The 13,992-nt window shown below is 64.6% G+C and carries 12 protein-coding genes; 6 read left to right on the top strand and 6 right to left on the bottom strand.

All coding sequences use genetic code 11. The annotated features are described in order from the left end of the window. Window positions 1-65: 65 nt before the first annotated feature. Entirely contained in the window at window positions 66-1,202 is a 1,137-nt protein-coding gene (locus ACT01B_RS00475; RefSeq protein ID WP_445145450.1) for a hypothetical protein, read from the top strand. A gap of 136 nt (window positions 1,203-1,338) precedes the next feature. Further along, a complete protein-coding gene (locus ACT01B_RS00470; protein ID WP_445145449.1) occupies window positions 1,339-3,804 on the top strand; it encodes a sensor domain-containing protein in 2,466 nt (821 codons plus the stop codon). 5 nt (window positions 3,805-3,809) lie between these two features. On the opposite strand, the gene ACT01B_RS00465 is transcribed toward ACT01B_RS00470, so the two are convergent. From ACT01B_RS00465 to ACT01B_RS00450, 4 genes are all read right to left on the bottom strand, one after another. Beyond that, complete coding sequence (locus ACT01B_RS00465; RefSeq protein ID WP_445145448.1) at window positions 3,810-4,271, bottom strand: GNAT family N-acetyltransferase; 462 nt, start codon at window positions 4,269-4,271, stop codon at window positions 3,810-3,812. Between the two features lie 10 nt (window positions 4,272-4,281). Next, the gene (gene ntrC, locus ACT01B_RS00460) at window positions 4,282-5,682 is read right to left on the bottom strand and encodes a nitrogen regulation protein NR(I) (protein WP_445145447.1); all 1,401 of its coding nucleotides are present in this window, start codon (window positions 5,680-5,682) and stop codon (window positions 4,282-4,284) included. Continuing rightward, complete coding sequence (locus ACT01B_RS00455) at window positions 5,669-6,679, bottom strand: two-component system sensor histidine kinase NtrB (RefSeq protein ID WP_445145446.1); 1,011 nt, start codon at window positions 6,677-6,679, stop codon at window positions 5,669-5,671. The genes ntrC and ACT01B_RS00455 overlap by 14 nt, the downstream gene beginning before the upstream one ends. Window positions 6,680-6,760: 81 nt before the next feature. Then, complete coding sequence (locus ACT01B_RS00450; RefSeq protein WP_445145445.1) at window positions 6,761-7,027, bottom strand: metal/formaldehyde-sensitive transcriptional repressor; 267 nt, start codon at window positions 7,025-7,027, stop codon at window positions 6,761-6,763. A gap of 59 nt (window positions 7,028-7,086) precedes the next feature. On the opposite strand from ACT01B_RS00450, the gene dmeF reads away from it, so the two are divergent. Continuing rightward, window positions 7,087-8,079, top strand: a complete 993-nt coding sequence (gene dmeF, locus ACT01B_RS00445; RefSeq protein ID WP_445145444.1) for a CDF family Co(II)/Ni(II) efflux transporter DmeF — start codon at window positions 7,087-7,089, stop codon at window positions 8,077-8,079. Between the two features lie 21 nt (window positions 8,080-8,100). Here the strand turns inward: dmeF and ACT01B_RS00440 are convergent, their stop codons facing one another. Continuing rightward, window positions 8,101-9,075, bottom strand: a complete 975-nt coding sequence (locus ACT01B_RS00440; RefSeq protein WP_445145443.1) for a hypothetical protein — start codon at window positions 9,073-9,075, stop codon at window positions 8,101-8,103. Window positions 9,076-9,299: 224 nt separating this feature from the next. On the opposite strand from ACT01B_RS00440, the gene ACT01B_RS00435 reads away from it, so the two are divergent. From ACT01B_RS00435 to chrA, 3 genes are read left to right on the top strand one after another with little or no spacing between them, the layout of a single operon-like run. Then, window positions 9,300-10,199: a chromate resistance protein ChrB domain-containing protein gene (locus ACT01B_RS00435; RefSeq protein ID WP_445145442.1), complete on the top strand. Its 900-nt coding sequence runs from the start codon at window positions 9,300-9,302 to the stop codon at window positions 10,197-10,199. After that, window positions 10,199-11,122, top strand: a complete 924-nt coding sequence (locus tag ACT01B_RS00430) for a DUF1259 domain-containing protein (RefSeq protein WP_445145441.1) — start codon at window positions 10,199-10,201, stop codon at window positions 11,120-11,122. The genes ACT01B_RS00435 and ACT01B_RS00430 overlap by 1 nt, the downstream gene beginning before the upstream one ends. Window positions 11,123-11,151: 29 nt before the next feature. Beyond that, window positions 11,152-12,555 (top strand): chromate efflux transporter, encoded by a 1,404-nt coding sequence (chrA, locus tag ACT01B_RS00425; protein WP_445145440.1) that lies wholly within the window; start codon window positions 11,152-11,154, stop codon window positions 12,553-12,555. A gap of 149 nt (window positions 12,556-12,704) precedes the next feature. On the opposite strand, the gene ACT01B_RS00420 is transcribed toward chrA, so the two are convergent. Further along, window positions 12,705-13,982, bottom strand: coding sequence for an ATP-binding protein (locus tag ACT01B_RS00420; RefSeq protein WP_445145439.1), 1,278 nt, complete (start codon window positions 13,980-13,982; stop codon window positions 12,705-12,707). Window positions 13,983-13,992 lie beyond the last annotated feature (10 nt).

The raw sequence follows: 13,992 nt of genomic DNA, 5'->3' as shown, positions 1-13,992 counted from the left end.
GGCACGGAAGCCCAAAAACCGGCGAATGCTAGAATTTGGTTCTTTGCCGTTCGGATTTGCCAGCCGTGGAAGCATCAACACTCACCGCCCTGCCCATCGTGCTGGCCCTGGAGCTGACCTCCGGCGATGCGTCGCCGCGCCGAACGCTGAGCCGAGACGAAGCGGCGGAACTGGCCGCCTTGATGGCCGAGGACCTGCATGCGCTGGTTCCACAGGTCGGCCAGGCCCGTCTCGCGGTGGCTGGGGCGCTGTTCGACGCCGTCGAGCTGCTGCGACCGGGCTTTCCCGTCTGGGCCACCTTGGACGAGCTGGCACGGCGCGTGCCGCGCGGTCATCTGGAAAACGTGGTGGCCTTCGGCACGCATGACGGCCACATGCCGGCGCAGCCACTGGAACCCGAAGCGGCCTTCGCCGATGGCCCGATGCGGCTACTGCCGATCACCGTGCTGGCCCCCGAGTCGCTGGCCGACCCCTTGTCGGAGAAGCTCGAAGTGGAGCTGGTCGGCCGCGGTGAGGCCGGACAGCGTACGGCCGACTGGCTTATGCGTACGCTCGGCGTGCAGCTGGAGCACGCCCGCTACCTGAGCCGCAATGACTTGCTGGCGCTGACCTGCGTGCAGTACGAGCACGTCAACCTCGCGCCGCTGTGGACTTTGTTGGAAGCCGCCTTACTGACGCCGTATCGCGACGAGTCCGCCCTGAGCGCCCGCGGCCTGCGGATGCGCTACGTCGAAGGCCGCGTTGAGGTGCAGTCCCCGGCCGACTGGTTGAGTAGCCAGAACACCGATATCAGCCAGCGCGGGCATGACCTGGCCGGCCTCGTGTTCGAGCTGCGCCAGTATGCCGCCCTGCTGGACGCCCATCACCTGCCGCTTGTGCTGCCAGGCACCGACGCGGCCGAACCGGCGACGGGTTATTTGCTCGAGACCTTCGCGGCAGCCGATGCCGCTTACGACGCGCCCGCGCTCTACGCGCACGAAGCGCCCGGACTGGGCGTGGTCGCGGTGACCCTGGCGCAGCGTGGTCATGGCGGGCGTGCCCGCGTGCTGGCGCATGGTTATCCGCTGCATCCGCGCGCCCTGGGACCACTGGTGGCGGACCTGTCCGGCCGCTACGGCATCGCCTCCGATCTGCACGCCCTGGGTCGCATCCTGCTTGATACGGAAGGCCAGCTCGGCGCGCCGACGGAAAGCTTGCATTGAGCTTGCCCTGAAGGTGCCTCGCGCACCAGATCACAACGACGTCGGATTTCGCCTACCCAGCACCTGCACAGACGACCATACTTGTCGCATGATGCGCGCTGGAGGCGCAGGGGGAGCGCCGGCGGCGGCGACAGGCATGCGACAGACTGATCGCGAGTTCGTACCAGCCGGTGGCGAGGCTCAATGGGCGGCGCACGTGGTGGAAGGTGCGCCCGCGCTCATCACCTATATCGACAGTCAGCGGCGCTTCCGCTTCGTCAATGCCACCCACCAACAATGGCTGAGCGTCGACCCCGCACACATGCTCGGGCGCACGGTGGACGAGGTGCTCGATCCCTGGAGCATGCAACGCGCCGGTTCGTGCTTGACCCAGGCCCTCGCCGGTGAGCCCGCGGTGTACGAAGGTGAACTGTTCAGCGGCTCGGCGCGCTGCTACGTGCACGGCAATTTTCAGCCCGACCTGGACGACGACGGCCAGGTGCGTGGCGTGTTCACCGTATTCATCGACATCACCGAGCGCCACGCGCTGGAAACCCAGCTGCGCGAGAGCGAGCAGCGCTTCTATGGCGCGTTTCAACACGCCTCGATCGGCATGGCACTGGTCGCGCCCGGTGGTCATCTGCTGCGCGTCAACGACGCCCTGTGCCAGATGCTTGGTTACGGTGAAGAAGAGCTGCTGTCCAAGACGATCATCGACATTACCCACACCGACGACCTCGCCGCCAGTCGATTGCTGGCCGGCGAGCTGATGGAGGGCAAGCGCGAGAACTACCAGCTGGAGAAGCGCTACTTCCATCGTGACGGCCACAGCGTGCACGTGCAGCTGAGCGTGTCGCTCGTGCGCACCTGGGATGGCTCGCCATATCACGTCGTGGCGCAGATCCAGGACATCAGCCAGCGCAAGGCCTACGAGGAAGCGCTGTTCCGCGAACGCGAGCTGGCCGAAGTGACCCTGCGTTCGATCGGCGACGCCGTCATCACCACCGACCTGCAGCATCGGGTGACGTCGCTCAATCCGATCGCCGAGGCGATGACCGGTTGGACCCATGCCGAGGCGATCGGGCGACCGATGAGCGAGGTGTTCAAGCTGATCGACAGCCGCACGCGCGAGCCGCTGTACAACCCGTTGCTGGACGCGATTGCACGCGATGCCATCGTCGAGCTGAAAGGGGATGCGGTACTGCTCCACCGCAATGGCTTCGAGACCCCCATCGAAGACTCGGCCGCCTCGATCCACGATCATGCGGGCAGCGTGATCGGCGGCGTCCTGGTCTTTCACGATGTGAGCGAAACGCGCGCGCTGGCGCTGAAGATGGCCCATCTTGCCCAGCACGACACACTCACCGGACTGCCCAACCGTAGCCTGTTGCAATCGCGACTGGAACAAGTGCTGGCCGCCGCCATGCGCCGTAACGACCAGGCGGCGCTGCTGCATATCGACATCGACCACTTCAAGCAGGTCAACGACACGCTTGGCCATACCGCAGGCGATACCTTGCTGCGCGCGTTCGCCGCGCACCTGCGCAACAGCCTGCGCAATGAGGACACCGTCAGCCGGGTCGGCGGCGATGAATTCGTGGTGCTGCTGTCGCATGTGGATGGGCGCATCGGCGCGAGCCAGCTGTGCGAGAAGCTGATGCGCGAGTGGCAGGCATCCAGCGCGAGCAGGCTGGCCGATCTGACGATCAATTTCAGCGCTGGCATCAGCGTTTATCCGGATGACGCGAAGGATGCCGAGTCCATGCTGCGCAACGCCGACGTCGCCACGTACGAGGTGAAGATGCAAGGCCGCAACGGCTACCGCTTCTTCACCCCGTCCATGAGCGAACGTCCCGCCGCGCGCCTGCGCATCGAACAGGATTTGCGCAAGGCGCTGCGCCAAGGCGACCTTCGCCTGCATTACCAACCGAAAGTGAATGCGCACACCGGCGCCATCGTCGGCGCGGAGGCCTTGCTGCGCTGGCAGGTGGATGGTCGCGACGTCTACACGCCCGACCAGTTCATTCCGGTGGCCGAGGAAACCGGGCTGATCGTGCCGCTCGGCGAATGGGTGATGCGCGAGGCCTGCCGCCAGGCCGGCGAATGGCATGGCGAGGGCCGCCCCATTGTGGTGGCGATGAACGTGTCCGCACCCCAGTTCCAGCACCCCGGCTTCCACGCGGCGCTGCAGGCATCGCTGCAGGAAGCGGACCTGCCGCCTTCGCTGATCGAGCTGGAGCTGACCGAGCGCATGGTGATGTCGGCTGGCGACCAGAGCCGTGCGCTCATGCAGCGCATCAAGGATCTCGGCGTGAGCCTGGCGCTGGACGACTTCGGCACCGGCTATTGCAGCTTGTCGTACCTGAAGTACTTCCCCATCGACGCATTGAAGATCGATCGCACCTTCGTGCGAGATATCGCGACCGATGCCGACAATGCCGCCATCACCGACGCGATCATCGCGATGGCCCATGGGCTCGGCATGACCGTGGTCGCCGAAGGCGTGGAGACGCGCGAGCAGGCCGACCACCTGCGTCGCGCCGGCTGCTCGCTGCTGCAGGGCTTCCTGTTCGGCTCGGCACAACCGGCCGGGGATTTCGGGCGCGATCTATTGCCCGCCTGAAGCAATCACGATGACGCGGCGAACTCCGTTTCATACATGAAGTAATGGCAGCGATCCATGCCCAGCCCCGCATAAGTGCGCTGCGCGCGTTCGTTTTCGGTTTCCACGTAAAGGCGTAAGCCCACGGCACCGACGTCGCGCGCACGCTGTTCGACGTGCGCATAGAGGCTGCGGAACACGCCCGCGCGACGTGCTTCCGCCACCACATACACGCTCTGTATCCACCAGAAATCGCCGGCGCGCCAATCACTCCATTCGTAGGTGACGAGCAGGCAGCCTGCGGGCACGCCGTCGTGATCCGCGACCAGGTAAAAACCACGTCTCGGCTCGTCGAACACGGCCTTCACGCCGCGTTCGAGCACCGCGAGGTCGAGTGCCTTTTGTTCGGTTTCCCATGCCATGGCGGCGTTCCACTGCACCAGCAGGGGAAGGTCGGATCGTTCTGCGGGCCGGATCGTGACGGTCATGCGCGATTACTCAGGTTTGGCTGGGGCGTCGCTTGCGCGAGGCGCCCAGTTTGCGGGTCAAGGTATTGCGGCCCACGCCAAGCGCAGCGGCCGCGTGCTGCCGATGTCCATCGTGCGCGGCCAGCGCGGCTTGCAACAGCGTCTGGTCGAGCGCCTCGCGGGCGCGTGTGTGGATATCCAGCTCGCCTTCGGCGATCGCCTGGGTCGCCCATTCGCGCAGCGCATCGGTCCAGCCGCCGGCGGCGGGCACGGCGGCGGAAGCGCCCAGATCGGATGGCAGGATTTCCGTGCCCGGTGCGATCACTGCCAGGCGGCGGCACAGGTTTTCGAGCTCGCGCACATTGCCCGGGAAATCCCGTTGGGCAATCGCCTTGAGTGCGGGTTTGGAAAAACGCTTGGCCGGCAGCCTCAGCTCCTGCGCCGCCGCGGCGAGGAAGTGCTGCGCGAGCAAGGGAATATCGGTGCGGCGCTCGCGCAATGGCGGCAAGTCGATGCGCACGACGTCGAGGCGATGCTTGAGGTCAGGACGAAACTGGCCGGTGGCGACGCGTATATCCAGATCCTGATGCGTGGCGGCAATGATGCGCACATTGCCGCGCATCAGTTCGCGCCCACCCACGCGATAGAACTCGCCGCCCGCCAGTACGCGCAGCAGCCGCGTCTGCAAGGCCAAGGGCATGTCGCCGATTTCATCGAGAAACAAGCTGCCGCCCTCGGCCTGCTCGAAGCGGCCCGCGTGGCGGCGCGTGGCACCGGTGAAGGCGCCCGCTTCATGACCAAACAACTCACTTTCCAGCAACTCGCTGGGGATGGCGGCGGTATTGAGCGCGACGAATGGCTTGCCGCGGCGCGCACTTTCCTCGTGCAGCGCCCGCGCCACCAGCTCCTTGCCGGTGCCGGTCTCGCCGGTGATCAGCACGTTGAGATCACTGGCCGCGACCCGACCGATCAGGCGAAACACCTCACGCATCGCCGCGCTCTCGCCGAGCAGCGCATGCGCGGGAGGCACGTCGACCGGCGGCGACGCGGTCACCGGGACATCGGCCAGCGCGCGCTGCACCGCGGCGACAGCCTGATCGAGATCGAACGGCTTGGCCAGGTAGTCCACCGCGCCGGCACGGTAGGCAGCGGCGGCGGTGGCGACGTCAGTGTAAGCACTCATCACGATCACCGGCCCCACGCCTTGCGCCTTTAGCGCAGCGAGCAAGGCAAGCCCCCCTTCCCCAGGCATGCGTACGTCGGTCAACAACAGGGCCGGACGAGCATCGCGCAAGGCGAGTCGCACTTCCTCGCCGGTGCTGAATTCGCGCACGTGCAGACCCGCATCGCGCAGCGCCTCCGCCAACACGAAGCGCACACCGCGATCGTCGTCGGCAATCCAGATGTCGGGGCGGGACTCATTCATGTGCATGGCCCATCGGCAGATACAGGGAAAACACCGTCTCACCAGGGCGGCTGACATAACGCAGTTCGCCCCCATGCTCGCGCGCGATCTCCCGCGCCAGCGCAAGACCCAGGCCGCTGCCGTCCGCGCGACCGGATACCAGGGGTTCGAACAAGGTGTCGCGCAAGCTCGCAGGCACGCCCGGGCCGTCGTCGATCACGTCCACCCGCAAGGCCATGCGCGCCGTGCGCTCACCCAAGCGCACGGCGGGTTCCGCGCGCGTGCGGAAAACGAGCGTCTGTGCGCCCGCCTCGATGGCGTTGCGCGCGAGATTGAGCAGCAGCTGCAGCAGACGATCGTCGTCGCCATAGACATCCGGCAGGCTCGGATCGTAGTCGTGCCGCACGCCAGGTGCGGACGGCTCGGCCAGCAACAGATCGCCCAGCCGTTCCAGTCGCTCATGCACGTTGACGGGTCCCAGCTGCACGGCACCACCGTGCCGCAACAGCCGGTTGGCCAAGGCTGTCAACCGATCGGCCTCGGCGATGACCAGGCCGGCGAGCGAACGCAGGTCTTCGTCATCCACACGGCGCTGCAGCAGCTGCGCGGCGCCGCGCAGGCCCGCCAGCGGGTTCTTCACTTCATGCGCGAAGCCACGCAGGGTGGCCGACAGCGGCGTGTCCGACGGCACGGGTGGTGCCAGCGCATGCACCTCCAGCAACAGTTCGCCCGTCGACAGCGGCTGCATCGAGACATCCATGCGCCCCGCATCACCGCGTAAGGAAGGCACCTCGATGCCGCGCAATTGCAGCGGCGATGGTTCGAGCAAGGCGCGCTCCGCCAGCGCCATCCATTCCGGCCGATGGAGCAGCACCGCCAGCGACTGCCCCACCGCGCTGCGCGGCCCAACCGCCAGCAGCTCGGCCAACGCAGGATTGACCCACAGCAGGCGCAGTTGCGCATCCGCCAGCGCGACTCCGGTCGCCAGCGGCTCAGCCCAACCACGCGAGGTCGCATCGTTCATTGCACCATCATGGACAATGCGCCGTCATGGTGCAATCCCGGGGTGCCTTTAGCGGTAATGAATTCCTTGCTCGTGTTCCTGCTAACGCAGATAGCTGCGCAGTACGGCCATGACCGGCTCCAGTTCCCGCAATGCCTTTGGGTTACTGGCGGCCACATGCTCTTTTAGGTGGTCTTCTAGCAGTAGGCCCATGAGCCCCTGGACGGCCCCGCGGATCGAAGCCGCCTGCTGCAACACCGCGTCACAGTCCGCATCGGCTTCCAGTGCCTTTTCCAACGAAGCCACCTGGCCGCCGATCCGGCGCACCCGGGTGATCAGCGCTTTCTTGTTCTGGATGGTGTGAGACATGGCGATCTCCTGGCGATCAACATAGTATAGGGGGGTATACCTTATGTGAGATAGCTCTCATGACCAGGCCCGACCCCGCGCCGTTCCAGCACTCCCATCAATTCAACGAAGGCAACCCGCTGGCCGAGAAGAACACGCTGCGGGCCGTCGTCATAACCGCGATCATGATGGTGGTGGAGATCGTCAGCGGTTATGCCCTTAACTCGATGGCGCTCCTGGCGGACGGTTGGCACATGAGTTCCCACGCTCTGGCGCTGGGCGTGTCTGCGGGTGCCTACGTTCTCGCCCGCCGACTGGCCACGGATCGGCGCTTTGCGTTCGGCACGTGGAAGATCGAAGTGCTGGGTGGTTATAGCAGCGCACTCCTGCTGGGTGTCGTGGCGATGCTCATGCTCGTCCAGTCCGTGGAGCACTTGGTGCACCCAGCCCTCATCCACTACGACCAAGCTATCCCGATTGCGGTGGTGGGCCTGCTGGTGAATCTGCTGTGCGCCTGGCTATTGCAGGACGGCCACCATCACGATCACGACCATGGGCACGGACATGATCACGGCCACGCTCGCGATCACGCCGGCCATGGCCACCACCACGATCTCAATCTCCGTTCGGCCTACCTGCATGTGGTGGCGGATGCGGCCACCTCCGTGTTGGCCATCATGGCGCTGCTAGGCGGCAAGTTCCTCAACATTGGCTGGTTGGATCCGGTGATGGGCATCGTGGGCGCCGTGCTGGTCGCCCAGTGGGCCGTCAGCCTGATCAAGCAATCCGGCCGCATCCTGCTTGATGCGGACATGGATGCGCCGGTTGTCGAAGAAGTCCGGGAGGTGGTGGCGGACAAACTCCCCGGCGCGGCCATCACTGACCTGCACGTCTGGCGGGTCGGCAAAGGTCGTTATGCGTGCATCCTGGGCCTGGTCACCGACAAGCCGCTGACACCGGCGGTGGTGCGGGGGTATTTGGCGATCCATGAGGAGCTGGCGCACGTCACGGTCGAAATCGCCCAGGCCAATGCGCCGGCCACGGTGTTCTTTCCCAGCAAGCAGCACGCCTGAGGGCGCGCCTCCCGCTGCGGATCATCGCTGCGGTTCGGTGATCCGCAATATGGGTTTCCCTGCCAGGGATTTCAGCGGGAAATAGGCGCGGTGTGTGGCTTCGTCCACTGCCACGACGTGGGCGTTGGGACCCAGCATACCGGTGGCCACCGGGCTGACTGTCTGCCCCTGGACATTGAATACGGAGACCTCACCGCTCTCACCCGCCACATACAGCCAACCCAAGGCGCGATCGAACGCCAGCACGTCTGGATCCTTAGCCACATCGAAGGTGAAAAGCACGCGTTTCTCCGTGAGATTCACCACGATCAACTTATGGTTGTCTTCGCATGCAATAAAGGCCAAGTGCGTAGCGGGATCAATGTAGAGGCCATGGTTGCCCTCTGCGCCCGGGAGATCCGTCCGGCTGATGACTTTGTCGCTGGCCGGATCAATCTCGACCAACTGTTTGCGGGTCTGTGCGTTCGCAAAGATGTGGTGGGACACCGGATCGTATTGCGTGTTGCCCACCTCGCCGCCCAAGGGAATGCTGGCCACCCGCGTGTTGGTGCGCACATCAATCGCCGTGTCGGTGCCCCCATGCTCATCGGACACATAAAGCTTGTGGACCTCGGGGGCGTAGGCCATGCCATCGGGGTAGTCCCCCGCCGGCACGCGCGCGGTGATCTTCAACGTGGCGGGATCAATGGCGACGACTTCATTGGTGCCCGTGGCTGACGCGTAGACGCGCCCGAGCTCCGGCACGAACAGCACGCCATGCACGTGGCTGATGTTGGACACGTCGGCCACCACTTTCTGGGTCTGTGTGTCGAACACGGTGACCACGCTGTCGCCCAGATGCGCCAAGTAAAGGCGATGCATGGCTGGATCGAAACTGGCGTAATCCCAGCGCGTGGTGCCGCCGGTCAGAGGCGCATCGGCCACCGTGGTGAGCGGGAGGTGTCCCGTCGCCGGACTGCTGCAGGCCACCGTGGTAGCCATCGCCAAGAGGGCCATGAGCGCCCCCGTCCGTCTGCGCCGTAAGACTAACTGCTGGGTCATGCCGAACCTCCCGGATCCTGATGAGCCCCCATGATCGGAGCTTCGCCCTGACATTGGCCTTAGCCCAATCTATGTTGTTATGACTATAACGTAGATGTAGTATTCATAACATGCCATGGAGTCAAGCCACCTGGGTCATGCTGGTCGCCTCGCTGACGGGGCGTAGTCCGAACCCCCGCATGCGGCTCTGGCGCGCCCTCAAAGCGGCCGGCGCGGTCCCTATTCGCGACGGCGTCTACGTCCTCCCCTCCAACGAAGCAAGCTGGGTCTTTCTTCGGGGCCAGGCCGCCGAAGTCACGGAGGCTGGCGGATCGGCCCACGTCATTCCGTTCACGGCTGCCGATGACGGGCAGGAAGCCGAGCTGCGCCAAGCCTTTGACCGCACGGCGCTCTATGCCGACAGCCTGGAACGACTGACTCAACTGACGACCAGCCTCTCGGGTTTGTCGGAAGTAGAGGCGCGACGCCAACTGGCCGCTCTACGTCGGGAGGTGGACGGGGTGGCCGCCATCGACTTCTTCCCCGGCCCCGCTCGGGATCAGGCGGAAGGTGCCCTGCGTGATGTCGAACAGGCGATCAATGCCCAGTTCTCCCCGGACGAGCCGCACCCCGCCCAAGGGGCCATCACTCGCCGCGATCCGGTCGACCATCGAGGTCGATGCTGGGCCACCCGTCGGCACCTATGGGTGGATCGAGTCGCTTCGGCCTGGTTGATCCGCCGTTTCATTGATCCAGAGGCCCAGTTCTTGTGGCTGGCTAGTCCTGTCGACTGGCCGGCGGACGCCCTGGGCTTTGATTTCGACGGGGCCACGTTCACGCACGTGGGTCCGCGAGTCAGCTTTGAAGTGCTGGCCGCCAGTTTCGGCTTGGACAACGACCCCGGTCTGGTTCGCGTCGGCCGCCTAGTGCACTACCTCGATGTGGGTGGCGTGCCCATGGCGGATGCCGCCGGATTTGCCAGCGTGATGACGGGCGCCCGCTCCCGACGCGGAGATGACGATGACGGCCTCCTGGCCGACATCAGCATTGTCCTCGACAGCTTGTACGCCGCCTACCTCGACACCCCCGGAGAATCCTAATGACGAAGACGTTCGTTGGACGCTGCGCGCGCCCGCTGAGTGCGATGTTGTTGACGCTAAGCATGGTCGCTACCTTGCCAGCCGCCGCCGCGACCTTAGATCCAGCAACGATCAGCAAAGCGGCCGGCGTGGAAGCCAAGGCGCAACCCGATGGCGTCGTGAAGATCGGTTGGAGCCGCAGCGACGTGCAGGTCACGGTGGACGGCATGCGCTTGCCGCCCGCCGCCGGACTCGGGTCTTGGGCTGCCTTCACCTCGATGGGTAACGAGGCGATGGTGATGGGTGACACGGTGGTGTTCCAGGACGAAGTGGATGCAGCGATGGATGCCGCCTTCGCCCATGGGTTGCAGGTCACCGGTCTACACAACCACTTCTTCTACGACCAGCCCCACGTCTACTTCATGCACATCGGCGGCGATGGTTCACCGACCCAGTTGGCAGCCGGCGTGAAAGCGGTGTGGGATGCCATCAAGGCGGTGCGCGCGGCGCATACACAACCCGCTGATGGGTTCGGTGGCCCGACGCCCTCACCCGGCGCCATGAATGCTGATGCCCTCGCCACAATCGTGGGCCATCCGGCTCCGGTCACCGACGGCGTGGCCAAGGTCACGATCGGCACGGAAGGTCAGATGCACGGCCAGAAGGTCGGCGCCTCGATGGGCCTGACCACCTGGGCTGCGTTCAGTGGCAGCGATGAACTGGCCGCCGTCGATGGCGACTTCATCATGCGCGCCGAAGATGTTCGCCCCGTGCTGATGGCGTTGCGCCATGCCGGCATCCACGTAGTGGCTTTACACAACCACATGATCGGTGAGAGCCCCAACTTCTACTTCACTCATTTCTGGGGCAAGGGCAAAGCGACGGATCTGGCCCAGGGCTTCCGTGCCGCGTTGGACGCCCAAGCACACCACGCATCGCACTGATCACCTCGTTGAGCATCGAGCACCACCCCATGGCCGCCATGATGGACACCGCCGCCACTGTTCTTGAGGCAGAAAAGCCCTCCTTGCGCGAGGCGACTTTGGTGTGGGCCAAGGTGGGCATGCTCAGTTTCGGCGGCCCCGCTGGCCAGATTGCAGTGATGCATCGTGAACTGGTCGAGCGACACAAATGGATCAGCGATGCACGGTTTCTGCATGCTCTGAACTACTGCATGTTGCTGCCAGGCCCCGAGGCTGCGCAATTGGCCATCTACATTGGCTGGATGCTCCACCGAACCACGGGTGGCCTCATCGCAGGCTTTCTCTTTGTATTGCCCGGCTTCATCACCATCCTAGGGCTCAGCATCATCTATGCCCTGTTTGGAAATGTTCCGCTCATCGCGGCCGTGTTCTTTGGGTTGAAGGCAGCGGTGTTGGCGGTTGTGGTGGAAGCGGTGCTGCGCATCGGTCGAAAGGCCCTGAAGAACCGGGTAATGGTCGGCATTGCCGGCTTGGCGTTCGTGGCCATCTATGTGTTCAAGGTGCCGTTCCCGCTCATCGTTGTCACGGCCGCATTGTTGGGCGTGGTCGGGCGCTGGTGGTTGCCCCAGAGCTTTCCGCCACCCAAGTCCACGGAAGCTGATGCGTCCTCGGAATACCTGATTGACCGACTGCTCGGTCAGGGCCACCTTCGGCACACGATGCCGTCAGCTCGTCGTGCCGTGCGCATCTTGCTGACCTGGCTGGTCATCTGGCTACTGCCGGTCGCCCTGGTGATCGGCAGCTTTGGCTTGCATAGCGTGGTGGCTCAGCAGGGCATCTTCTTTTCGCAAACGGCCGTGGTGACATTCGGCGGCGCGTATGCGGTGCTGGCCTACGTTGCCCAGCGTGCCGTCGAACACTTTCAATGGATCAGCCCCGGACAGATGCTCGATGGACTGGCCTTGGCGGAAACCACGCCGGGTCCGCTGATCATGGTGTTGCAGTTTGTGGCGTTCCTTGGGGCCTTCCATCACCAGGTAGGCGTGTCGCCCATGACGGCGGGCGTCATCGGATCCGTGCTCGCCACTTGGGTGACTTTTGCGCCGTGCTTCTTGTGGATCTTCCTCGGCGCCCCCTACGTGGAATCCCTGCGCAGTCAGCACACGCTCAATGCAGCGCTCTCGGCCGTCACCGCTGCCATCGTGGGCGTCGTGCTGAACCTCTCGGTCTGGTTCGCCCTGCACACGCTGTTCGGAACGGTGCGCACGGAGCGCTTAGGCGCCCTGGCAATGGAAGTGCCGCAATGGTCCACGCTGCACGTGCTGGCCACGGCGTTAGCGGCCGCCTCCATGCTCGCGATGCTCCGATTCAAGGTCGGCATGGGATGGACGTTGCTTGGTAGCGCGATGGTTGGAGCCATGTCACTCGCTGCGGTCGGGCATATGCCCCTCTGACAGCAAGAGCGCTATGGCACCCGATCCCCATCGATATTCCAAGCGCCCCTCACAACACTAGCGAAAATTACTGGCTGTTACTTGCCATGGCTCGTGCTCAAACATGCCAAAAGCACCTGGCTGCTGGTACCAGCGTGTCGGTATAAGGGCTACGTGATGGGGAGTCGAAGCGTCGCGAGCAGGCCCGTTCCTTTAGAGGTCAGCGTGAACTTTCCGTTTATCGTCCGAGCAGCGTCACAAACGATGGCTAGGCCGAGTCCGCTGCCAGCCTCTCCCGAACCTTGTCCACGGAAGAACGGCTCGCAGGCCCGTGCCAACTCGTCCGGCGACATGCCCGGGCCACTGTCCTCAACGTCAATCCGTACCCACGGGTCCTCGCGTTGAACGCGTATATCCACCCGCCCTCCCGGTGGCGTGTAGCGAATGGCGTTGTCGACGAGGTTGCGCAAGGCGCTATGCAGCGCCTGCCTTTCGACTGGTAGATCGATGGCTACGAGCCGTTCCACACCGAGATCGATCTGTTTGCTCGTGGCGTAGGTATCTGCTTCGACTACTACCTGGCGGATCACGTCATGCACGGGCGTGACTCCACGCAAAGACGATGTCTCGTGCTGCAGTCGCGCGAGCGAGAGCAGCTGGCCGATGAGATGCGTACTGCGCGAAAGGCCCGCGCGTACCGATTCCAGTCGGGCCAGCGTATCCGCAGGAAGATCGGCCTTGCCCAGGTTTTGCATTTGCAGGTTGAGTGCAGCCAGTGGTGAGCGAAGCTCGTGGGCCGCGTCCGCGACAAAGCGACGCTGTTGCGCCATCGACTCTCGCAGCCGCGCGAGCAGGCGGTTGATCGACCGCACGAACGGCGCCACTTCGGACGGGATGTTTATCTCCGGCAGTGCGTCAATGGCGTGGTCGTCCGCTCTGTCCAGCCGGTCGGCCAGTTGCGCCACGGGCGACAGCATGCGGCGCACGATCAGCGCCATTAACGGAACCAGCGCCGCCAGCAAGCACAACATGAGCGTCACAATGCGCAGTGCTCCGTCGCGGGCGATCTCGTCGCGAAGGGACGTGGGCTGGGTAATCGCAAAACGCTGGCCCGCCGAAGTGGATGCCACCAGCACCCGCCAACGCTTGTGCCCCAGGTCCAGCGTATGAAAGCCATCGCCAAGTTGACATGGCAGCGTGATGCCTTGCGAGGTTCCGCACGCGCCATCGGGACCGGCCTCGCCGAGATGGGCGACGACCACCGACTCGGGCGAGGCGGCATCCGCACCCAGCACACCCCATCGGTCGGCAAGTTCCGGTGGCATGCGGACGATGATCCGTCCCACCTGTTGCAAGGTTTCGTCTTGCAGGCTGTGCGCTTCGTCGAACGCGAAGTAGAACGATGCGATGCCAGCCACGCTTCCCACGACCAGAATGGCCGCGGCCATCCCTAGCGAA

The sequence above is a fragment of the Dyella sp. Tek66A03 genome (assembly GCF_052567735.1).
Note: the sequence above shows the minus strand (reverse complement) of the source record. Positions and strands in the feature narration are given on the sequence as shown.

Excerpts from the sequence above, each read along its gene's own strand:
- ACT01B_RS00450 (WP_445145445.1), bottom strand. The coding sequence starts at position 7,027 with ATGTCTCACACCATCCAGAACAAGAAAGCGCTGATCACCCGGGTGCGC.
- ACT01B_RS00435 (WP_445145442.1), top strand. The coding sequence starts at position 9,300 with ATGCGGCTCTGGCGCGCCCTCAAAGCGGCCGGCGCGGTCCCTATTCGC.
- chrA (WP_445145440.1), top strand. The coding sequence starts at position 11,152 with ATGGCCGCCATGATGGACACCGCCGCCACTGTTCTTGAGGCAGAAAAG.
- ACT01B_RS00420 (WP_445145439.1), bottom strand. The coding sequence starts at position 13,982 with ATGGCCGCGGCCATTCTGGTCGTGGGAAGCGTGGCTGGCATCGCATCG.
- ntrC (WP_445145447.1), bottom strand. The coding sequence starts at position 5,682 with ATGCACATGAATGAGTCCCGCCCCGACATCTGGATTGCCGACGACGAT.
- ACT01B_RS00455 (WP_445145446.1), bottom strand. The coding sequence starts at position 6,679 with ATGAACGATGCGACCTCGCGTGGTTGGGCTGAGCCGCTGGCGACCGGA.
- ACT01B_RS00440 (WP_445145443.1), bottom strand. The coding sequence starts at position 9,075 with ATGGCCCTCTTGGCGATGGCTACCACGGTGGCCTGCAGCAGTCCGGCG.
- ACT01B_RS00430 (WP_445145441.1), top strand. The coding sequence starts at position 10,199 with ATGACGAAGACGTTCGTTGGACGCTGCGCGCGCCCGCTGAGTGCGATG.
- ACT01B_RS00470 (WP_445145449.1), top strand. The coding sequence starts at position 1,339 with ATGCGACAGACTGATCGCGAGTTCGTACCAGCCGGTGGCGAGGCTCAA.
- dmeF (WP_445145444.1), top strand. The coding sequence starts at position 7,087 with ATGACCAGGCCCGACCCCGCGCCGTTCCAGCACTCCCATCAATTCAAC.
- ACT01B_RS00465 (WP_445145448.1), bottom strand. The coding sequence starts at position 4,271 with ATGACCGTCACGATCCGGCCCGCAGAACGATCCGACCTTCCCCTGCTG.